16 protein-coding genes and 1 pseudogene are annotated in these 20,346 nt (G+C 71.7%); 6 read left to right on the top strand and 11 right to left on the bottom strand.

Features of this window, described 5'->3' with window-relative positions:
* Nucleotides 1–2: 2 nt before the first annotated feature.
* Both O1G22_RS39415 and O1G22_RS39410 read right to left on the bottom strand, forming a co-directional pair.
* The gene (locus O1G22_RS39415; protein ID WP_270085698.1) at nucleotides 3–188 is read right to left on the bottom strand and encodes a hypothetical protein; all 186 of its coding nucleotides are present in this window, start codon (nucleotides 186–188) and stop codon (nucleotides 3–5) included.
* 415 nt (nucleotides 189–603) lie between these two features.
* Nucleotides 604–906, bottom strand: coding sequence for a muconolactone Delta-isomerase family protein (locus O1G22_RS39410; RefSeq protein WP_270085697.1), 303 nt, complete (start codon nucleotides 904–906; stop codon nucleotides 604–606).
* A 227-nt stretch (nucleotides 907–1,133) separates the two neighbouring features.
* On the opposite strand from O1G22_RS39410, the pseudogene O1G22_RS39405 reads away from it, so the two are divergent.
* Together O1G22_RS39405 and O1G22_RS39400 are read left to right on the top strand one after the other, a co-directional pair.
* Nucleotides 1,134–1,797 (top strand): annotated as a pseudogene (locus O1G22_RS39405) (LysR family transcriptional regulator); the annotation flags it as partial.
* Between the two features lie 152 nt (nucleotides 1,798–1,949).
* Entirely contained in the window at nucleotides 1,950–2,462 is a 513-nt protein-coding gene (locus O1G22_RS39400; RefSeq protein WP_270085696.1) for a DUF2231 domain-containing protein, read from the top strand.
* A gap of 375 nt (nucleotides 2,463–2,837) precedes the next feature.
* Here O1G22_RS39400 and O1G22_RS39395 read toward each other — a convergent pair whose 3' ends face one another.
* Nucleotides 2,838–3,422: a hypothetical protein gene (locus tag O1G22_RS39395; protein ID WP_270085695.1), complete on the bottom strand. Its 585-nt coding sequence runs from the start codon at nucleotides 3,420–3,422 to the stop codon at nucleotides 2,838–2,840.
* Nucleotides 3,423–3,791: 369 nt separating this feature from the next.
* On the opposite strand from O1G22_RS39395, the gene O1G22_RS39390 reads away from it, so the two are divergent.
* From O1G22_RS39390 to O1G22_RS39375, 4 genes are all read left to right on the top strand, one after another.
* The gene (locus tag O1G22_RS39390) at nucleotides 3,792–5,441 is read left to right on the top strand and encodes an allantoin permease (RefSeq protein WP_270085694.1); all 1,650 of its coding nucleotides are present in this window, start codon (nucleotides 3,792–3,794) and stop codon (nucleotides 5,439–5,441) included.
* A gap of 190 nt (nucleotides 5,442–5,631) precedes the next feature.
* Nucleotides 5,632–7,359: a carbohydrate binding domain-containing protein gene (locus tag O1G22_RS39385; RefSeq protein WP_270085693.1), complete on the top strand. Its 1,728-nt coding sequence runs from the start codon at nucleotides 5,632–5,634 to the stop codon at nucleotides 7,357–7,359.
* A gap of 197 nt (nucleotides 7,360–7,556) precedes the next feature.
* The gene (locus tag O1G22_RS39380) at nucleotides 7,557–7,976 is read left to right on the top strand and encodes a tautomerase enzyme (protein ID WP_270085692.1); all 420 of its coding nucleotides are present in this window, start codon (nucleotides 7,557–7,559) and stop codon (nucleotides 7,974–7,976) included.
* Between the two features lie 164 nt (nucleotides 7,977–8,140).
* Nucleotides 8,141–9,583, top strand: a complete 1,443-nt coding sequence (locus O1G22_RS39375) for an eCIS core domain-containing protein (RefSeq protein WP_270085691.1) — start codon at nucleotides 8,141–8,143, stop codon at nucleotides 9,581–9,583.
* Nucleotides 9,584–9,671: 88 nt separating this feature from the next.
* On the opposite strand, the gene O1G22_RS39370 is transcribed toward O1G22_RS39375, so the two are convergent.
* From O1G22_RS39370 to O1G22_RS39330, 8 genes are all read right to left on the bottom strand, one after another.
* On the bottom strand, nucleotides 9,672–12,422 hold the full coding sequence (locus O1G22_RS39370; protein ID WP_270085690.1) for an alkaline phosphatase family protein: 2,751 nt from the start codon (nucleotides 12,420–12,422) through the stop codon (nucleotides 9,672–9,674).
* A 4-nt stretch (nucleotides 12,423–12,426) separates the two neighbouring features.
* Entirely contained in the window at nucleotides 12,427–13,791 is a 1,365-nt protein-coding gene (locus O1G22_RS39365) for an ABC transporter permease (protein WP_270085689.1), read from the bottom strand.
* Nucleotides 13,788–14,801, bottom strand: a complete 1,014-nt coding sequence (locus O1G22_RS39360; protein ID WP_270085688.1) for an ABC transporter ATP-binding protein — start codon at nucleotides 14,799–14,801, stop codon at nucleotides 13,788–13,790. The genes O1G22_RS39365 and O1G22_RS39360 overlap by 4 nt, the downstream gene beginning before the upstream one ends.
* Before the next feature lie 213 nt (nucleotides 14,802–15,014).
* Nucleotides 15,015–16,109 (bottom strand): enoyl-CoA hydratase/isomerase family protein, encoded by a 1,095-nt coding sequence (locus O1G22_RS39355; RefSeq protein ID WP_270085687.1) that lies wholly within the window; start codon nucleotides 16,107–16,109, stop codon nucleotides 15,015–15,017.
* 96 nt (nucleotides 16,110–16,205) lie between these two features.
* Nucleotides 16,206–16,511 carry a hypothetical protein gene (locus tag O1G22_RS39345; RefSeq protein ID WP_270085686.1) on the bottom strand — a complete coding sequence of 102 codons (306 nt, stop codon included), beginning with the start codon at nucleotides 16,509–16,511 and terminating at the stop codon, nucleotides 16,206–16,208.
* A 130-nt stretch (nucleotides 16,512–16,641) separates the two neighbouring features.
* Nucleotides 16,642–17,277, bottom strand: a complete 636-nt coding sequence (locus tag O1G22_RS39340) for a DUF7003 family protein (protein WP_428986532.1) — start codon at nucleotides 17,275–17,277, stop codon at nucleotides 16,642–16,644.
* Nucleotides 17,278–17,704: 427 nt separating this feature from the next.
* Nucleotides 17,705–19,402, bottom strand: coding sequence for a DUF885 domain-containing protein (locus O1G22_RS39335; RefSeq protein ID WP_270085684.1), 1,698 nt, complete (start codon nucleotides 19,400–19,402; stop codon nucleotides 17,705–17,707).
* Between the two features lie 70 nt (nucleotides 19,403–19,472).
* A complete protein-coding gene (locus tag O1G22_RS39330) occupies nucleotides 19,473–20,303 on the bottom strand; it encodes a M55 family metallopeptidase (RefSeq protein WP_270085683.1) in 831 nt (276 codons plus the stop codon).
* Nucleotides 20,304–20,346 lie beyond the last annotated feature (43 nt).

The raw sequence follows: 20,346 nt of genomic DNA, 5'->3' as shown, positions 1-20,346 counted from the left end.
TTTCAGCGGGCCGGTCGGCGGCCACGGAGGCCGGCTGCCCTGCAGCAGGGGGTTGAGGGCCGGCGGGCCGGGTGCTCCCGCAGGTGGATCGGGAGGGAGTTGACAGCGACGACGAAGACCAGGGCGCCGGCCACCCCGGCGAGCAGCCGCAGCGCGAACAGCACCGGCGTCCCGTGGATGGCGGGCATGCCGGGCATGGCGGCCGGGCTCACGGTCAGCACGGCCGGGGAGGCACGCAGGAGAGCGGCGAGCGCACCAGTGCGGGGCGCAGGATGCGCGCGAGCGCGCCGATGAGACAGCCGACATAGTCGGCGGCGCCGGGTTCGCGCCGGCGCCCACGTACACCCGCCTGGGTGTGCGTGAGGGGAAGGGTCGGGGTGTGGACAAAGCGGCGACTCTCATGCCGGCGGCGGCCTGGGCGACGTGGCCGCAGGATGAGCGGAGCGGGCCGCTGCCTCGGTCCGGGGCCGCGCGCAGGGGTCGTGCGGTCGTGGGAGGAGTTCTCCTTGTCCGGCCCGTGGACCACGTGGCTGTCCGGAGCCTGGTATGTGCCGCGCCGTCTCGGCCCGGCGCCGCTGTGATGCCGGACCGACGGCGTACGGGTCAGCGGGTGCCGGCGCTCCGGCCGGGGTCGTTGGGGTGCGGCTCCAGCGCGGTGACGGCGAAGTTCATCCACGGGTTCAGCGGGAGCGTGCCGAGCACCCTCTCGTGCAGCTCGTCCTCGTCGGTGGCCAGCCAGACGCCGATGCTTCGCCGCTCGCCGACCGGGCGCCACAGCCGTGCCGGATGGCCGGCGGCGGCCAGCTCCCGGGCGCGGACGGCCTCGGCGGCGCGCCGGCGGTCGATCTCGTCCTGACTGGTGCCCTCGGGAATCGTGGTGGTGATCTCGACCAGGAACTCTCGCATGGCCCGACTCCGTTCGCTGGGGCGTCCGGGGGAAACCGGTGCGCCGCGGATGCTGCGGCGCCCTGGGTTCCGGACCGCCGGACCGCGGGCCGCCGGACCGCGGGCTGCCGGACCGCGGGCCGCCGTTCTCTCATCGTCCGTCGGCGGGCGGCCAGGCGCCACGGCCGGCTGTCTCCCTGCCGAGAGGCACAGCCTCCGACAGGCCGTAGCGTGAGGGCCGCGGGGAGCTGCGCGGACCCCGGTACTTCGTCGCGGTCGCCGAGGAGCTGAACCTCAGCCGGGCCGCCGAGCGGCTCCTGATCGCCGGCCCCTCCCTCTCCCAGCAGATCACGGCCCTGGAACGCGACCTCGGGGCGCGCCCCTTCGACCGCGACCGCCGGTCGGTCTCCCTCACCCCGGCGGGCTCCGCCCTGCTCTTCCGGGCCCGCGATCTGCTGGCCCACGCCGCCGGCCTGCAGCGCCACGCCGGCGCCCGGTCCGGGTCGGCACCGGTACGGCTGGGCTACGTCAACTGGCTTCCGCCGGAGCTGACCGCACGTACGTCGGCGGCGGCACAGGTCCATGTCGGCGCCTGGCTCGCCCCTCCCACACCCAGGCAGCCCGGGTCGCCGACAGCGGCCTGCACCTCGCGGTGTGCCGGGTCCGCACCGAGTATCTGGAGCGGCGCGGCCTGCGGGCCGGACTCATCGGCGCCGAGCGGCTCCACGCCGTCGCGACCGGTGCCGGCACGGATACGGTCCGCGTCCGCGCGGTGCACATCTCCGACGGCGGCATCACCGGCGCGGCCTTCTTCGACCACGTCCGCCGCTGCGACCCCCGGTCGTCAACTGCCCCAAGAGCCGGGCCACTTCGCTCCCGCCCGGTCTCGTACGACGCCCGGTCGTGGCGTCGTAGCTCTACTGGACCTGGTTCGTGATGTGGCGCGCCGACGAGGCCCGTGCCGCGGTGCTTCACGGGGGCGATCCGCGGCAGAGAAGGCTCAGAGGTAACTGAGAGCCTGCTGTGGCAGGCTGGCGCGCCTCACCCCCCTCAGGAGCGCCTGAATGACTCTGATCAACGGTCTGCCCGCCCATGTCCTGTTCGTCCATGTCGTGGTCGTGCTGATACCCCTCACCGCACTGGCCCTGGTCATGGCCGCGCTGTGGCCGCGGGCCGCCCGGCGGCTGGGTGTGCTGCTGCCGCTGGTGGCCTTCCTCGCCCTGGTCAGTGTGCCGCTGACCACCCACGCCGGCGAGTGGCTCGAACGGCACGTGGGTGACGACGCCCTGGTACGCCGGCACACGGAGCTGGGCGACGGGCTGCTGCCATGGGCCCTGGGTCTGTTCGTGCTGGCGGCGGTCGTGTGGTGGGCGGGCCGACGCGCCCAGGCGGAACCCGGCCGGGGCCGTACCGTGCGCTGGTCGGCCCTGCCCGTGCGAATCGTCGTGGGCGTGCTCTCGCTGGCCGTCGCCGTGGGAGCGGTCGTGGACGTCTACCGGATCGGCGACTCCGGCGCGAAGGCCGCCTGGCATGACGCCTACTCGAAGACGGCGACCGGCTCGGGCAACGGCTCCTGACGACGACGCTTCCCGACTGACTGAGCCTCGCTCGGCGGCGGTCGGGGAAGCGTTCGCCGGATGCAGGCGTACGAGCTTCGGGTGTGCGTGACCTCCCGGGGCGGACGCCGGCGCCCGGAGGCTCACGGACAACGGCTCGCACCACGCGGCGCACGGCCGGCAGACACCCGCCCGGCGCCGCGGACCGCGTGTGCTCGCGGCGGGCCCGGCGCAGGCCCGGCCGCATCCGCAGGATGGAGCGCGGTGTGGATGGCATCCATCTCGGTTGGCAGGCTCGGGTCATGTGCGAGCATGCGCTGCTCCCACACCCGTGACGCCCGGCCCGGTTCGGTTCCCAGCACCGTTCGCGGTACGGCGCCTCGATCATCGGCTGGTTCACGGCCGCGAGCGCGAACGCTGCAGCGTTCCTACGGCACCGGACGGAGCGGCGTCGGTCAGCTCCCCCGCGCCGCGCTCCACCCACTGCCCGAACAGGCCGCGGTCGGTCGCCTCCCGGGCCGGCGTGAGCCGATGGCCCTGCGGGACTCCAGGCACCTCCGGCAGTCGGCTCGGGGTCCCCGACCGCTTCGGCGAGCGTCGGCAGGAACCCGACGGCCCCGGCGCCGGCGGCGAGCGCCGGCGGCAGGCTGCGGGAATCGGGCCACCGAGCTCCGCGGCCCGACCGTCGGTCTCGACCCCGATCGGGCCGAGGGCCCGGCAGAAGATCACCGGCTGACCGTCGGTGATGGCACACGGACTCGCGCTTGCCGCAACGGCGTCGACGCCCACCACGGGCCTGGCGGCGACCGCCGACACCGGCCCGCGTCGGGCACGTACGGCTTCTTTCGGCGGCACCGTCAGCGGACCGACCCGCCCCGTCGAGCCCTTCAGCTCAGCGACACGTGTCTGCGCGATGCCGGACGAGTACAGGGCCGCACTGGCGCTCAGCCGGTCGGCCTGCCACCGGGGTTGCTTCGGCACGGCCGCCGCGGCGCTGGACACCGGCGGCGCAGCACGCCCCGACCATCCCGAGGGTACGCACCGCAGGTGGCGGGCGAATACCTGATCTCCCGGCTCGAAGCGACGCGTCCGTACCGGAATCCGCTGGCGGCGGCCCACGGACGGGCCGGAGGCGGAACAGCGGGTGAGCTCCCGGAAACGCCGCGTTCATGACAGGAGGAACCGGCGGCAACAACCCCTTTCTAGCGTGACCGGCCGTGGGATCAGAGTCGTATACACGGCCGCACGCGACACATGACGGTCCGTCGGCTCCCCCGGCCTGCCGATGACGCCAAGCGGGGGCTCATCCCTCGACGCAGTACGCGCACCAGGATCATCGGGAGGCGAGACATGAGCACCACCGAGTCACGGTCGCCTGCGGCAGGCACGGCGGAGGCAGCCGGCGGTCAGGCCGTCAAGGAGACACTGGAGGACTACACCCTCCGCTTCGCGCCCCGCAGTTACCGCCGCTGGACCCCCATGGTCGTGGCGACGACCGCGCTCGGCGGCATCGCCTACATGGCCGACTTCTCCATCGGCGCCGGTATCGGCCTGGCCCACGGCACCGGCAACGCGCTCGTGGCCATCGCGGTCGCCGCCGTCGTCATCTTCGTCACCGGCTTCCCGCTCGCCTACTACGGTGCCCGCTACAACATCGACCTCGACCTGATCACCCGCGGCTCCGGCTTCGGCTACTACGGCTCGGTCCTCACCAGCGTCATCTTCGCCAGCTTCACCTTCATCTTCTTCGCCCTCGAAGGCTCGATCATGGCCCAGGGCCTGAAGCTCGGCCTCGGACTGCCGCTGTGGTTCGGCTACTTGGTGTCCACGCTGATGGTCATCCCGCTGGTGATCTACGGCATGAAGGCGCTCAGCAAGCTCCAGGTGTGGACGACCCCGATCTGGCTGCTGCTGATGGTCGGCCCGCTGGTCTACCTGATCGCCACCGACCCGAGCACCGTCCACCGCTTCCTCTCCTACGCGGGCACCGGCGGCGACGGCGGCGTCAACACCGCGTCCGTCCTGCTCGGTGCGGGCGTGTGCCTGTCCCTGATCGCGCAGATCGGCGAGCAGATCGACTATCTGCGCTTCATGCCGCCCAAGTCCGAGGCCAGCAAGCGCACCTGGTGGACCGCCGTGGTCATGGCCGGTCCCGGCTGGGTGGTGCTGGGCGCGCTGAAGCAGGCCATCGGTGTCTTCCTCGCGGTGTACATCCTCGCGAAGGTCGGCCCGGCCGCGGCGACCGAGCCGATCCACCAGTTCCGCGGTGCTTTCGACGCGATGATGCCGTCCTGGATGGTCGTCCCGCTGGCCGTGGCGCTGGTGGTCATCAGCCAGATCAAGATCAACGTGACGAACGCGTACTCCGGTTCGCTGGCATGGACGAACTCTTTCACCCGCATCACCAGGCACTACCCCGGCCGCATGGTCTTCGTCCTGGTCAACCTGGGCTTCGCGCTCGCCCTGATGGAAGCGGACATGTTCAGCTTCCTGAACAGCATCCTGGGCTTCTACTCGAACTGTGCGATCGCCTGGGTGGTCACCGTCGCCACCGACATCGGCGTCAACAAGTACCTGCTGAAGCTGTCCCCGCTCACCCCGGAGTTCCGCCGCGGCATGCTGTATGCCGTCAACCCGGTGGGGGTCGTGGCCTTCGTCGCCTCCTCCGGCCTGTCGATCGCGATGTACTTCCACCTCCTGGGCGACGCCCTCCAGCCGTACTCCCCCGTCGCCGCGGCCCTGCTCGCCTTCGTCCTCACCCCCGTGATGGCCGTCGTCACCAAGGGCCGGTACTACCTGCGGCGCACCGACGACGGGATCACCGAGCCGCTGCTCGACGCGGACGGCAACCCGAGCGCGGTCACCCTCGACTGCCACGTCTGCCACCAGCCGTACGAGCGCCCGGACCTGACGGCCTGTGCCACGCACGACGCGGTGGTGTGCTCGCTGTGCCTGAGCACGGACAAGCTCGGCGACCACGTGCTGCCGGCCGACGCATAGGCCGGGCCCCATGGAAGCGCCGGTGGGAGAGGGCACCCACCGGCGAGAGGCCCGAGGACGCCGGTGACTATTTGGTCTAGTCCTCTTGACGGGTGCGCTCGCGGGCGGTTTGGTATGTACCAACGTCGGCCCGGTACGGCATCTCCCCACCCTTCAACACCCGAAGGGCATCCCCGAAAGGGGTACTGTCATGCACCTGGCAAGATTGGCGCGATGCGTGGCCTCCGCCTGCGCGCTCGCACTCACGGCCACCGGCGCGGCCGTCGCCCTGGCACCCGCCGGCCACGCGGCTGCGGCGGCGAGCAGCGTCTACTCGGTAGCCCCCTATGTCGACATGTCGAACGGTCAGGAAGGGCTGCTCGACACCGCCATCACCGGACACCAGCTCAAGGCCTACACCGCGGCCTTCGTCATCGGCGAGGGCTGCAACCAGATCTGGGGCGACACGCTCCCCATCGGCAACGACTCCTACACCGACCCCGAGATCGCCAGGGCGAAGTCGGAGGGCGCGTCCGTCGTCATCTCCTCCGGCGGGGCGAGCGGTGAGCCGCTGGCCTGGACGTGCTCCACCCAGAGCAGCATCGACGCCGGGTACCAGGCGATCATCGACGACTACGGCGTCACCCAGCTGGACTTCGACGTCGAGGGCGCCGCCGTCGCCGACACCGCGGCGGCGGCCCGGCAGATGCAGGCGATGAAGGACCTCAAGGCATCCAACCCCAGCCTGCAGTTCTCGATGACCCTGCCGGTGCTGACGAGCGGCCTCACCAATGACGGCGTCAACATCCTCAAGGCCGCCAAGAACGCGGGCATCAGGATCGACGTGGTCAACATCATGGCCATGGACTACTACGCGGGCACCGGCACCGAGATGGGCCAGGGCGCCGTCGACGCCGCCAGGGCCACCCTGGCGCAGATGCAGTCCGTCGACTCCGGCTACACCTACGCCAACCTCGGCATCACCCCGATGATCGGCAAGAACGACGACGGCTCCACGTTCACCCTGGCGGACGCCCGGACGGTGGAGAACTTCGCCGCGCAGAACGGCGTGGGACGGCTGGCGTTCTGGGCGGTCACCCGGGACCAGCCGTGCAGCGGCAGCGCCAACTCCCTGCCCACGTGCAGCGAGATCAGCCAGAACAGCCTCGCGTTCACGGACGCGTTCGTCCCGTACGAGGGCAGTGCGGGGGGCGGGGGCGGCGGCACGAGCGGCGACTTCTCGCTGTCGCTCGCGCCCGGCTCCGCCTCGGTCGCGCAGGGCGGTTCCGCGACCGCGACCGTCAACACGGCCGTCACCTCCGGCAGTTCGGAGTCCGTCAGCCTCTCCGCCGCCGGCGCGCCGTCCGGGGTCAGCGTCTCCTTCAGCCCCGGCTCCGTCACCTCCGGGGGCACATCGACACTGACGGCGGCGGTCGGCTCGTCCGTCCCTGCGGGCACCTACCCCATCACCGTCACCGGCAGGGCCTCCAGCGGCAGCCACAGCGCGACGTACACGCTCACCGTCACCTCCGGCGGAGGCGGAGGCGGAGGCGGCGGGGGCTCGCTGACCGACCCCGGCTTCGAGAGCGGCAGCCTCAGCCCCTGGACCTGCACGGGCGGCAGCGCGGTGGTCTCCAGTCCGGTCCACTCCGGCAGCCACAGCCTCCAGATCGTCCCGAGCGCGAGCAGTACCGGCGAGTGCGACCAGACCGTCACCCTGTCCCCCGACCACACGTACACGCTCACCGGCTGGGTCCAGGGCCCCTACGCCTATCTCGGCGTCAGCGGCGGAGCCGGCGCCAGCACCTGGTCGAGCAGCTCCAGCTGGAACCAGCAGTCGGTCACCTTCACCACCGGCAGCAGCGGAACCGTCACCGTCTACGTCCACGGCTGGTACGGCCAAGCCGACGTCTACGCCGACGACTTCACCCTCGGCTAGCCCACCCCGGACCGCTCCTCGCCGCGTGCGGCGCACCTCTCCCCCCACAGGAGGTGCGCCGCACGTCCGCCCGCCCGCTATGACAGTCGTTATAGGAACGGTGTAGGGTCCGGCTATAACGAGCGTTATAGGAGGCAGTCCATGACCGTCGTCACCTCACCACCTCGAAGGGGCGTCTGGATCGCGAGCAGCGCCGCGTGCTGGCCGAGACCCTGACGGACGCGGTGCTGGTCCCCGAGGTCGGCCGCTTCGCGCCCGCCGCGCGGGCCGGCTTCCAGGTGCACTTCACGGAGCGCGAGCCGGACATGACGGCCATCGGCGGCCGGCTGCTGGCGGATGCCGGTCCGGGAGCCGACGTCATGGTGATCGATGTGACGGTGATGGACGGCGACTGGCCGGGGGAGGTCCGGGCCGAGGTCATCGAGCGCGTGCTGGCCGCGCTGGCCGAGGCGTGCGGTCTGCCGGAGCCGTCGCCGGCCTGGTGGGTCACCTTCCGGGTGATCGAGGAGGGCAGCTGGGGCTCGCGCGGCGGTGTGCTGTCCGTCCTCTCCCTCCTCGACAGCGGGGTGTTCAGCGCGGGGAAGGCCGAGGCGATCCGGGCCGCCCTCAGCGACTGAGGCCGGTGGGACGGACTCCGGCCCACGAGGGCAGCGGCCACCGGCCGTTCGCGCCACGGAACCGCCCGGCGGTCCCCGTACTCTGCCCGCCGGTACATGGCCGTACGTCACGCCGCTCCGGTATACCGGGACGGCAGGTACACCGGCGCCAGGGAGCAACCGCCTTGTACGACCGCACGAGCAGCCGCGCAGCGAACCGCACCAGCGCCGCGACGACCCGGAAGGCCCCGGGGCGGGCGGTCGTACCCGCCGAGGCCCTGCTCGCCCTGCAGCGCTCGGCCGGGAACGCGGCCGTCGTCCAGATGGTGCGCCGGTCCGGGGCGCACGGCCGGCACCGGCACGGCCCCGGTGAGGACCAGGAGCAGTACGCGGTGCAGCGCTCCGCCGTGCACGACGTCCTGCGCGGCAGCGGACGGCCGCTCGGTGAGCGGGACCGCACCGAGATGGAGGCGCGCTTCGGCGCCGACTTCTCCGATGTGCGCATCCACACCGACGCGGCCGCCCAGGCCTCCGCCGCCGAGGTCGGCGCGGCCGCCTACACCTCCGGCAGCCACATCGTCGCCGGTGCCGCCGGCCTCGACCGGCACACCCTCGCCCATGAACTGACCCACGTCCTGCAGCAACGCTCGGGGCCCGTGGCCGGGACCGACCGGGGCGACGGGCTGCGGGTCAGTGACCCGGCGGACCGGTTCGAGCGCGAGGCCGAGGCCACCGCACGGCGCGTGCTGAGCGCCCCCGCGTCGGCGGGGCACGCGCTCACCGGACCGCATCCGGCGCGGACTGGGGCCGTCCCCGGCCAGCCGGCCGGCATTCAGCGGGTCGAGTACCCGGACAAGATCGACGACGAGGTCCAGCGGATTTTCACCCAACTCCAGGACGGTCTGGACGACTACCTCACGCACTACGGCACCTGGAGTGCGGGCGACTACAAGTGGATCACGAGGAATGCCGATGTCGCCGACATGATCGAGACCCTCGATTTCTATCTGGGCGAGCCCGACGGGCGCAGCAAGGGTGAGCTCCGCACCGCCCTCGCGGCGGGCATCCGGAGCGATCTGACGGACACCGCGGCGCAGACGATGACGGACACGCGGACGGCGAGCCGCGACGCGAAGAACAAGCTCGTCCTCGGCCGCACCGGCGACACATTGCGCTGGGCTGACCGGCAGAAGCTCAAGGCGGAGGGCGGCGACCGGCTTCCGCTGAGCGCGCGGCTGGGCAGGAGGCTGAACACCGGAAAGTGGTCCGTGCCCGTCAACTACGCCTTCATGGACGGCGGTATCGAGGAACGCGCGGTCTTCAAGATCCTCACCGGTCTGGGGCCCCGGCTCGAAACCATGCTGATCAGCGGAACACTTGACGCGAACAACTTCTGGGACGAGGTCGAGAAGCAGGGGAACAGCGCCCTGTGGGACACCGGCAAGACCGCCGACGAGGGCGGACCGCAGGCGATGCTGGGCCACGAGATCCTCCAACTGCTGCGGGCGGGCTACCGGTTCTACGGGCGGGACAGCCGGTACGCCCAGGGCTCCCGCCTGGTCGCGGTGCACCCCGACAAGCCGGCCGTCGACCCCGAGGACAAGACGCAACCGCTCACCCTTCCCTGAGCCCGCCGATGACGCCGCCGTCCGAAAGCGCAGCGGCCCCCGGCCGGCGCTGCTGCCGGTCGGGGGCCGTGTGCCGGATCGGCCTGGGTCAGCCGTCGTTCTCCGCGGACGGGATGTAGGCGCCGGGCACGTCGTTCGGCGCGTAGATCCTGTTCTCACCGGGGTACGGCTTGGTCCAGTTGTGGGTCTCGTACCACGTGAGGTGGTTCATCTGCGCGGGGTTCGCGTAGTCGGGCACGGCGTTCGGACCGGTCAGCCGCTGCTGCGACTTCCAGGTGTTCCACTGGGCCACGAGCGACTTCTTGTCCGCCGGGACCTTCGTCGCCGGGACGAGAGCCGCCTTGGTGTTCTGCGCGGCCGGGGTGTCCACACCGCAGGACGGCGGGGTGCTCAGGCCGTCGGTCAGCGAGGTCCGGTTGGGCAGCGCCGTGAACGGCGTGTAGTCCGGGTGGCTGGTGAAGGCGCCGCGCATCGGGGTGGCCGCGGTGTCCTTCTGGTTCATCGGGCGGATCCCGAGGATCTGCTCGATGGTGCGGATCATGGTGATCTGCGAGTAGTAGTGGCTGTCGACCGTGTCGTGCTGGGCCCACGGGCTGATGATCTGGATCGGCGCACGGTGGCCGTCGACGTGGTCGAGGCCGGCCTGGGAGTCGTCCTCGACGACGAAGATCGCCGAGTCCTTCCAGTACTTGCTGTGCGAGATCTCGTCGACGATCTTGCCGGTCGCGAGGTCGTTGTCCGCGACCTGGGCGGCGGGGCTCGCCGGGCCACCGGTGTGGTCGCTGGAGAGCCAGAACATGTTCAGGTTGGCCGGACCGTTCTTCTCGAAGTCCTGCTTCCAGATCTGCTCCCGGTAGACGTCCGGGACACTGGTGTCGAACTTCGGGAAGCCGGGCACCGACACGCTGTTGAGCGACGGGATCGGCGAGGAGGAGTTCAGGGGGTAGGCGGTGCCCTGCCCGGTCGCGGCCATGTTCTTGGCGTCGCAGTACAGGTTCTGCCAGGTCGCGCCGGCCGGCTTGGTCAGGAACTGCTGGAACTCGCCGAAGTCGCGCACGGACTTGCCGGCCGCCTGGGCGCCGGACCACAGGAAGCCGGACTTCTGGTGGCCGAGGGCGTCGTCCTCGGTGTCGTAGCTGCGCTGGTACTCACCGGCGGAGGACTCGGTGTACTCGGGGTTGTCGGCCTGCATCAGCCAGTTGTGGCCCTCGGCCGAGTTGGTGCCGATGTCGTAGGTGTTGTCGTAGAGCCCGAACTGCTCGGCCAGCGCGTGCTGGTTGGGCGTCACGTTCTCGCCGAACTGGGTCAGCGACGGGTCGCCGTTGCCCTTCGCGATGTCGCCGTAGACCTGGTCGTAGGTCCGGTTCTCCTTGACGATCAGGAAGACGTGCTTGATCGTCGAGGGGTCGCCGAGCCGCGCCGGGACCGGCACGGGCCTGGCCTTGCTGTTCTTGTTCGCCTGCTGGACCGCGCCCGCCGTCCAGCCGTTCTGCTGGAAGACCTTGCGGGTCTCGGACCGGATGACCCGGTCGCTGGGCAGCGCGAACTGCGTCAGGCTCGACGTGGTGTCGTGGGTGCCGTGGCCGGCGCTGTCGGGGCGGCGGGCGTCGATACCGCGGGTGTTGGAGACGACGACGGTCTTGCCCACGGTGGTGATCTCCGCCGGGAAGTAGTCCGTCGGGAGCAGGCCGACGTAGGAGACCGGCTCCTGCGCGGAGGTGTAGCGGTAGACGGCGACCGCGTTGGCCCGGCCGAGCGTCACCAGCAGGTGGCCGTCGTCGGTGAGGGTCACCGCGTTCGGCTCGTAGCCGACCGAGGCCTCCGGCCAGGGCTGGGTGGAGATGGTCTGGACGACCTTGTCGTTCTTGGTGTTGATGACCGACATGTTGTTGTCGGCCGTGTTGGTGACGAACACCGCGCCGTTCTTGGCGTACACGGCGGTCGGGTGCAGACCGACGTCGATGCTGCCGACGGCGGCGGACGGGTTCTTCAGGTCGATGACGCTGACCGTACCGGTGGTGGTGGCACCGGTCTTCGGGTTGGCCGGCACCTGGGTGCCGTAGGAGTTGATCGTGGTGTCGCCGGCCTTCGCCGGACGGCCGCCCTCGTTGCTGACGTAGAGCTTGTCGCCGACCTGGACCATGCCGCGCGGGGCGTTGCCCACGGACCAGCTCTGCTTGACGGCGCCGGTCGCCGCGTCGATGGCGACGACCCGGTTCTGGCCGTTGACCGCGGAGTACACGGTGGAGCCGTCGGCGGAGAACACGGCCGCGCTCGCCAGGGCGTGCTTGGTGCCGTCGGCCGGGATGGAGACGGTCACCGGGTTGGCGAGGGTACCGTCGGCGTTCACGGTGAACTTGGTGTAGCCGTCCAGCTGGCCCAGCCACAGCTGCGTGCCGTCGGGCGAGTACGTCGGGCCTTCCTGGCCGACGGAGCCGCTCTTGATGCGCAGGTCGTCCGCCGCGTTGGTGCCGACCTTCTGCTTCACCTGGCCGGTCTTCAGGTCCACGACGACCAGTGCGGCGTCACCGTCGGCGACCGCGGCGGCAAGGTGGCCACCGTCCGGGCTGACCGTGGACGACATGATCTTGCCGTCGTTGATGACGAGGCGGCTGCCGTACGGGTTGATGTACTGGTCGCTGGCGATGACCTGGCCCTTGTCGGTGACCTGGCCGACCTGGTCGGTGCCGAACTGGTGGGTCGAGGCGACCGCGGTGCCGGTGGCCAGGGCGACCGTGGTGATGCAGGCCGTGAGCAGCGCTGCCCGGCGGCCGACGCGTCTGCCCAGCAGGTCGACGTACTCCTTCTCGACCTGTCGACGGCGGCGCGTTATCTGCATGACGTCATCCCTTCGGGGAGGTGGTGAGCAGATCGACATGGCCGTCGAACTGCCAGAGCGGATTCGGTGCGTCGCCGGTAGCGGTGCGCACCAAGAAGTAGCCGTTGACTTCCTTCGGTCCGTCGCCGTCGGCCACGAACCGCCCGTCAGCGGTGATGTCGAGCTGGTAGACGGCCTGTCCCGTGGTCTGGGTGCCGGGCAGGTGCCAGGAGACGACGCAGCGCCAGTCGTTGCCCGCTCCCTGCGCGTCGTCCGCGACGTCGCCCTTGGTGCAGGCGGCCGTGGACCTCAGCTGGGCCTCGGTGACGGCGGGCCGGTTGAGCTGCGCGGTCTGCATCCGGTAGAGGTGGGCGAACGCCGTCGCGAGCGAGCGCTGCACCTTGTCCTGCTGGATGCCGGAGCCCGTACCCGCCCCGGTCACCGCGAAGACGACCGCGACCGTGACGCCGGTCAGCCCCGCGAGCGGCAGCAGCCCGGCGGTGACCGCGCGGCGCCCCGAACCGTCGTCGGTCGGGTTGGTGAAGTCGCGGCGCAGGAACAGCAGATACGCGAGCGTCGTCGCCGTCACGGCCCACGCCAGGCTGACCACGATGCCGATGACGAGCGGACCGAGCTGTGCCGGGCTGGTGAACAGGCCGTTCCAGGCGATGAAGGCCCAACTGGGCAGGGCGAGCCGGACGGTGACGGGCAGCGGCAGCATCTGGGCGAGCTGCATCGCGAGCGCGACGACCGCGGGCAGCAGCAGCCCCATCGGAGAGCGCCCCAGTGCGACGGACCCGAGGAGGCCGATCCCGGCGAGGGCCAGGGTCGGGGCGAGCACGCTGAGCCAGGCGAGCAGGACCTTGCCGGCCGCGTCACCGGGGGAGAGCAGATGGCCGTCGAGGCCGACCAGCGGATGGCTGCCGATGGCCAGCAGCCCGCCGATCGTGCTCGAAGCGGCCAGTCCGAGCACGAGCAGCAGGATGACGGTGAGACTCGCCAGGGCCTTGGCCACGAAGATCCGCCGGGGCGAGCGGACGGCGACGAGCAGATGCCGCCAGGTGCCGAGCCGGTCCTCGGCGGCGAACACGTCACCGGCGGCCACGGAGGTCAGCAGCGGAAGGGCCCATGTGCCCGAGAACCCGAGGATCACCAGGGGTCCGGCCCAGCCGGTGGCCAGCATCCAGCGGCCGAAGAGGGTGTCGGAGGGCAGGGTGCTCTGCTGGCTCACCCCGGCGACGAAGAGCGCCGACGCGATCCAGCAGGCGAGGACCAGCAGCCGGATCCGCCACTGTGAGACGAGTTTGACCAGTTCGAAGCGGTAGCCACGGGCCACGGAGACGCGGCCGGCGTCGGCGACGGGGGTGGGAGCGACGGCGGTCGAGGTCACGTGTCGGCCTCCTGCCGCGCGCTGTCGTGGTCCTGTCGTAGGGCTGGTACGGCGTCGGTCCGCTGCCGGTCGGCGCCGGCTTCCTGCTGCTCGGTGAGGGCGAGGAACGCGGCTTCGAGCGGGGAGACCACGGGGGCGAGTTCACGCAGCGCGATGCCGGCCCGCACGAGCCGCGTCACGAGTTCGTCCAGGTCGGGCACGAGCCCGCGCACGACGACCGGCTCGCTGCCCTGGCGTGCGCCGACGCCGTCGACCAGGCGGATCCCGGGCGCGTCGGCGGCGAGTGCGCGGGCGGCCGGCGGGTCGGAGGTGACGAGCCGGTAGTCGAGTTCGCGGTGCTCGGCCGCCAGTTTGCTCAGCGGACCGGAGAAGACCACCCGTCCGGTGGCGATGATGGTGACCTCGGAGCACAGCGCCTCCAGGTCGTCCATGCGATGACTGGAGAGCACGACGCCGGTTCCCTGCTCCGCGAGCCGGGTGAGCACCCCGTGCACATGTCTCTTGCCGGCCGGGTCGAGACCGTTGGCCGGCTCGTCCAGCACGAGCAGCCGGGGCTTGGTGAGCAGGGCGGCGGCGAGTCCGAGCCGTTGACGCATGCCCAGGGAGAATCCGCGGGCCTTGTCGTCGGCGACATCGGTGAGCCCGACCTGGTCCAGCACGTCGTCGACGCCGGCCGCCCGCGCGTCATGGCCGCGCAACGCGGCCAGCGCGGCGAGATTCTGCCGGGCGGTGAGCGACGGATAGAGACCCGGGCCGTCCACGAATCCGGCGACACCGTCGGGTGTGGCGTACGTCCGCCCGACCGGCGTGCCGAGGATCTCCAGGCTCCCGCCGTCGGCGACGGCCAGGCCGAGCAGCAGCCCGAGCAACGTCGTCTTGCCCGCGCCGTTCGGTCCGACCAGGCCGTGGATCTGACCCTGCGCCACATCCAGATCGATGCCGTCGAGCGCGACGACCTCACCGAAACACTTGGTGATACCGCGCGCCCGGACCGCAAGGAGTGTGTCCATGTGCCCCTTCCTTCACAAGCCTCAAGGAGGCTAAGGAGGGCACACAACGGTGACAGGGGTGGCCGGTTGAACGCTAGGGGAACGGAAGCCAACCGTGGCCCCCGTCCCGGGTGGCGCCCGGTGGGCGAGGCTGTGCTCCAACTGGCTTGTCGATAGGGACTGTTGTGATGAGGACAAGGCGCTCCGGAGCCCGCCCGTGCTGCCGCCACCGCCCTACGTGATCTGCCTCTCACGCCCGGCAAGTCCCAGTTCGCGCGCTCCGAGCGGGGCGAAGAAGCGGTCCACGTCGGTGTCGGTGACCTCCGCGAGGCTCGCCGGGGACCAGCGGGGACTGCGGTCCTTGTCGATGACCTGGGCGCGGATGCCCTCCACCAGGTCGGGGGTGCCGAGCGCGGCGCAGGAGACGCGGTACTCCTGGTCGAGCACCCGCTCCAGCGAGCCGAGGCGGCGGGCGCGGCGCATCGCGGCGAGAGTGACCTTCAGGGCCGTCGGCGACTTGGCGAGCAGCGTCTCGGCCGCCTCCTTGGCTCCCGGGTCGCCGTGGTCGAGGAGCCGCTGGAGGATCTCCTCGACCGTACCGGCGCTGTAGCAGGCGTCGATCCATACCCGCTGCTCGGCCAACTCCCCCGGCGGCGGCTGCTGCACATGGTGCGCGACGGCATCGTGCACGGGCTGTACGGCGAGGGCGGCCACGAAGTCCCGGAGTGCGGCGGACGGGATGTAGCGGTCGGCGAGCCCGCACAGCAGGGCGTCGCCGGCGCCGGTCTGCGCGCCGGTCAGCGCGAGATGGGTGCCCAGCTCGCCGGGTGCCCGGCCGAGCAGAAAGGTGCCGCCTACGTCGGGGACGAAGCCGATGCCGGTCTCCGGCATCGCCACCCGCGACCGTTCGGTGACGATCCGGACGCCGCCGTGCGCGGAGAGACCGACCCCGCCGCCCATCACGATTCCGTCCATGAGGGCGACGTACGGCTTGGGGTAGCCGGCGATACGGGCGTTGAGGTGGTACTCGTCGCGCCAGAACGCCGCGGAGGCGGTGCCGTCGCCGTCGCGGGCGTCGTCGTGGACGGCGCGGATGTCACCGCCCGCGCACAGGCCGCGCTCCCCGGCACCGGAAAGAACCACGGTCTCCACGTCGGGATCGTGCTCCCACGCGGTGAGGGCCGCGTCGATGCGGCGCACCATCTCATGGTTGAGGGCGTTGAGGGCCCTCGGCCGGTTGAGGGTGATGTGGGCGGCCCGTCCGGCGGTGTGGAACAGGACGGGTTCGTCGTCGGGGTGCGGCCGGTCGGTTCCCCCGGTGCCGGTCATCCGAACACCTCCGTCGGGCCAGGGGCCGCGTTGACGTGCATGATCTCTCCGGTTCCTTCCAGCATGCGGTGCGCCCGCAGGTCACGGACGATCTTCTCAATGCCGCACCCACTCCGGTAGCCCGGCCCCCGTGCACCCCGAGACGCGGACCCGCTCCTGGCGGAGGCCTCCGTGGCCGGTCCGGTCGACGGGGCGGTGTTCGTCGTGGGCGGCTGTCCAGGTCGCGAGGAGTTGAAGGCGTCGTGGCCGGGGGTACGGGGTGCGGAGCTGCAGGCGGTGGGGGGTCGTCATGGACTCCAGGACGCGCAGCGCACTGTCCGGCAGGGCAGCCCCGGCCTGCCGGGGGCTGATCTTGGCGCGGCGGGAGACGAGGAAGGAGCGGACGTCGCTCTCGGTACTCACGCCTTCCCATCCAGGCCGGTGGATCCGGGCTGGGGGTCCTGCCCTCACCTGGCATGCCGGCCCGGCGACACCCTTGCGACCTGGGTTTCCCGCGGGCCGGGAGCGGCCGCACCGGTCGGCACCGGCGGAACTACAGCGTGCCGGCCTCGGGCCAGTGGGACCAATGGGTGTTCGCGGGCAGGGTCGGCCGGTAGCGAGCCGGATCCCCGGAGTCCAGCACCTCGGCGATCAGCTGGAACGTCTCGTGGGCACTGGGCAGAACGTCCCAGAGGTCTTCCGGCTGGTTCCACTCGTCGATCCGCAGCAGCACCGGCACATCGCCGGGCAGGTCGGCCCGCAGCTCCGTCTCGTCGGCCAGCAGCAGCTCCCGGTGCTCCGGGACCAGTTGCCGGAACACGTCCTGCAACGGGGTGCCTGCGGCGGCCTCGACCGCCAGACCGGTCCCTCGTACGACGACCGGTGCCGTCGCCCCGTAGACCTCGGCGCCGTCGGGATCGACCTCCGCCATGTTGTCCACGCGGGCCAGGAAGTCCCCGAATCCCGGTTCGCCGCGCGTCAGACAGTTGCCGAAGCGGTGCACGACGTCGAAGAGGTTGCCACCCCGCGGGCTGTATCCGAGCAGTTCGGCGACCATGGCCCAGCGCGTGGCATCACCGAACAGGTGGATCCGCCCGTCGACGGGGTAGTAGTAGCCGTTGTCCAGGTCGGGGAACTCCGCCTTGTCCGCGCACAGGTCGAACTGCCCGAGGATCGATGAGATGGTCATCACGGGTCTCAGGCTAACCAGCCCGGTCAGGTGCCGATTCCGTCGACGAATGAGCCATCGAAGACGACGGCTCTCCCGCGCCGCGCCCCCGACGGACCCCCATCGAGTGGCCCGGACCGGGCAGGGTCGGGGGGAAATCAGGTCCGCCCGGGCCGGGCGGCGGACCGTGACGGCCTTGATCGCCCGCCGCGGGAGCGGGCCGGGCAGGGAGCCGTACATGGCGCCCCAAGGCGATCGGAGCAGCGCCCGAGCCCGTGCTCGACACGATGCCGGTGCGCCGCCTCGTGGCCACGCGGTTTTCCGCAATGGACCGAGCTGCCCCCTGGAGTTGCCGAGCCGGCGGGCTCGGACCAGGTGGAGCGTTCCATCGGCCGCCGGACGCAGGCCGGCCAGACGCACCGCCCGCCCGCGCCGGCGGAGCCGTGTCTCACAGCGCCGCGAGGGTGTCCGCCAGGTCGGCGAGGCCGAGCGAGCCCAGGGCGAGCGCCTTCGTGTGCCAGGCCCGCAGGTCGAAGTCGGCACCGAGACGGCGCCGGGCGGCGGCGCGGCCCTCCAGCCAGGCGCGTTCACCGAGTTTGTAGCCGATGGCCTGGCCGGGCCAGCCGAGGTAGCGGTCGATCTCGCTGGTGCGGCGGGCGGTGTCGCTGCCGTGGCGGGCGGCCATGAACGCGGTGGCGAGGTCCGGCGTCCAGCGTGCGCCGGGGTGGAAGCCGGAGCCGGCCGGGATGGCCTGCTCCAGGTGCATGCCGATGTCGACGATCACGCGGATGATCCGGAGCATCTGCTTGTCCAGGTAGCCCAGGCGGCGGGCGGGGTCGGTGAGGAAGCCCAGTTCGTCCATCAGGCGCTCGGCGTACAGAGCCCAGCCCTCCTTGTCGGCGCTGACCGCGCCGAGGGTGATCTGGTAGGCGCTGAGGCGGTCGGCCTCGGCCGTCCAGCGGGCGGTCTGCAAGTGGTGCCCCGGTACGCCCTCGTGGTACCAGGTGCTGACCATCTCCCAGGTGGGGAAGGTCTGTTGGCCCAGGGTGGGGAGATAGGTGCGGCCGGGGCGGCTGAAGTCGAGGCTGGGGCCGGTGTAGTAGGGCGCGCCCGAGCTGCCCGGGGGCGCGATGCGTGTCTCGACCCTGCGGATCGGCCCGGAGATGTCGAAGTGGGTGCCGTCGAGGGCGTCGATCGCCTCGTCCATGATCTGCTGGAGCCAGACACGGATGTTCTCCTCGCCGGTGACGGCGTGGCCGTGCCGGTTCAGGTGGTCCATGGTCTCGCGGACGCCGGCACCGGGGAGGACCCGGGCGGCCTCGGCCCGCATCTCGGCGTGCGTGCGGTGGAACTCCTCCCAGGCCCAGGCGTAGGCCTCCGCCGGGTCCAGGGCGGCGCCGGTGGCCCAGCGGGCCGCGCGCAGATAGCGTTCACGGCCGACGGCGTCCGGGGTACCGTCCGCGGCGGGCAGATAGGCGGTGCGCAGCCAGTCGCGGAACCCGGCAACCGCGGCCGTGGCCCGCTCGGCGGCGGCGTCCAGTTCGGTCCTGAGGCGGTCCGGGGCGCTCGCCACGAACGTCGCGAACCAGCTCGGTCCACCGGTGTCCTGGCCGGTCCAGGCCGCGAGCTGGCCGCGCACGACGTGGACCTGACGGGGCGCGCACAACAGAGCGCGGGCGATGCCCTCGGACAGGGTCGCCCGGTAACCGTCCAGGGCGCCGGGCAGGTTGCGCAGCCGGCCCGCGACGGCCGCCCAGTGCTCGTCGGTCTCGGTGGGCATCAGGGTGAAGATGCCCCGCACCCGGTGCAGGGGTGAGCCCACGTTGCGCAGCTCGCGGAGGTGGTCGCCCGCCTCGTGCTGGGCGAGTTCGGCGGTGAGCCGTTCCCGCAGGAGCCGGGCGCAGTTCCGTTCGGCCGCCGCGAACTCCGTGCCGTGCTTCTCGCCGTACCGCTCGGCCGCGTCGAGCGCGGACAGCGTGCGCCGGGCCACGTCGGCCAGTGCCGCGAAGCCGTCCGGCGACAGATCCGGCTGCCGGTCGTCCTCGGGACGCAGGCCGAGCCGGGTGGAGGCCATGGGGTCCAGGGCGGCAACCTGTGTGACATGGTCGTCGGCGATACGGCGTGGCGTGCTGGGTGTGTCGGCCATGACATCCATGCTGACGTACCCTCACGGAGCGTGTCAGCAGGGCGCGTTCCGTTTCGGCCGAGGGGGCGGTTCAGCAGTACGGCGGCTGGTCGGTGAGGGAAGCGGCCACGCGCATCCATACGACGAACTGGCGGTAGAGATCCGGGAGCGGGCCCCGCGCCTGGACGGTCCGGCTGTCCGTCGAGGTGACTCCGGGGATTCCCGGCAGGGTCGAGGCCACGGAGGCGGATTGCCAGCGGACGGTGAGCGTGGCCGGGCCGGCGGGGGCCGCCGGGGCCGGCAGAGGTGCGGAGAGGGCCGCCGTGACCGCCTCCTGGATGGCCGCATGTACCTCCCCGGCCGGGCGCAGTTCGGCCGCGAAGCGGCCCCGGGCGTACTTCACGGGCACGGTGGTGACTGCCGGGTCCCACGCGGTCATCTCCGCGCAGGCGCTGTCGTCGCCGGTGAGGACCACGGTCGGCACGCCCATGGCCGCCGCGGTGGCGTGGGCGAGCCCGATCTCCCCCACCGGCCGGCCGTCCAGCCAGATGTCCTCGATCTCGTGGCCCATGAAGCTGTGGCTCAGCACCCCGAGTTCGCCCGCCCGGGCGTGGTAGCCGACACAGACCATGGCGTCGTGCTCGGGCGTGAGACCTTCGAGCATGCTCATGTGCTTGGGCTTGCCGCGGACGAGGCGGACCGCCGGGTTCAGGTCTTCGGGAAGGATGTTACGCATGGGGCCGTGGGCGTCGTTGACGAGGAGGTCGGTGGCGCCGGCCGCCACGGCGCCCCGGACGGCCGCGTTGACGTCCTGCGCCATCATCCGGCGGCCGCGCTCGTAGTCCCGGCCGCCGGGCTGGACGTCGTGGGCGTCCACGAGCCCGGTAATGCCCTCCATGTCCACGCTGATGTAGATCCGCACCGTGTGCACTCCTCAGGCTTGATCACTTGGGAGACATCCGCCG

The sequence above is a fragment of the Streptomyces camelliae genome, from assembly GCF_027625935.1.
In the GTDB taxonomy this organism is placed as follows: domain Bacteria; phylum Actinomycetota; class Actinomycetes; order Streptomycetales; family Streptomycetaceae; genus Streptomyces; species Streptomyces camelliae.
This window is presented reverse-complemented; position numbering and strand designations above follow the sequence as displayed.

Excerpts from the sequence above, each read along its gene's own strand:
- O1G22_RS39385 (WP_270085693.1), top strand. The coding sequence starts at position 5,632 with ATGCACCTGGCAAGATTGGCGCGATGCGTGGCCTCCGCCTGCGCGCTC.
- O1G22_RS39355 (WP_270085687.1), bottom strand. The coding sequence starts at position 16,109 with ATGACCGGCACCGGGGGAACCGACCGGCCGCACCCCGACGACGAACCC.
- O1G22_RS39415 (WP_270085698.1), bottom strand. The coding sequence starts at position 188 with ATGCCCGCCATCCACGGGACGCCGGTGCTGTTCGCGCTGCGGCTGCTC.
- O1G22_RS39410 (WP_270085697.1), bottom strand. The coding sequence starts at position 906 with ATGCGAGAGTTCCTGGTCGAGATCACCACCACGATTCCCGAGGGCACC.
- O1G22_RS39390 (WP_270085694.1), top strand. The coding sequence starts at position 3,792 with ATGAGCACCACCGAGTCACGGTCGCCTGCGGCAGGCACGGCGGAGGCA.
- O1G22_RS39360 (WP_270085688.1), bottom strand. The coding sequence starts at position 14,801 with ATGGACACACTCCTTGCGGTCCGGGCGCGCGGTATCACCAAGTGTTTC.
- O1G22_RS39400 (WP_270085696.1), top strand. The coding sequence starts at position 1,950 with ATGACTCTGATCAACGGTCTGCCCGCCCATGTCCTGTTCGTCCATGTC.
- O1G22_RS39370 (WP_270085690.1), bottom strand. The coding sequence starts at position 12,422 with ATGCAGATAACGCGCCGCCGTCGACAGGTCGAGAAGGAGTACGTCGAC.
- O1G22_RS39340 (WP_428986532.1), bottom strand. The coding sequence starts at position 17,277 with ATGACCATCTCATCGATCCTCGGGCAGTTCGACCTGTGCGCGGACAAG.
- O1G22_RS39335 (WP_270085684.1), bottom strand. The coding sequence starts at position 19,402 with ATGGCCGACACACCCAGCACGCCACGCCGTATCGCCGACGACCATGTC.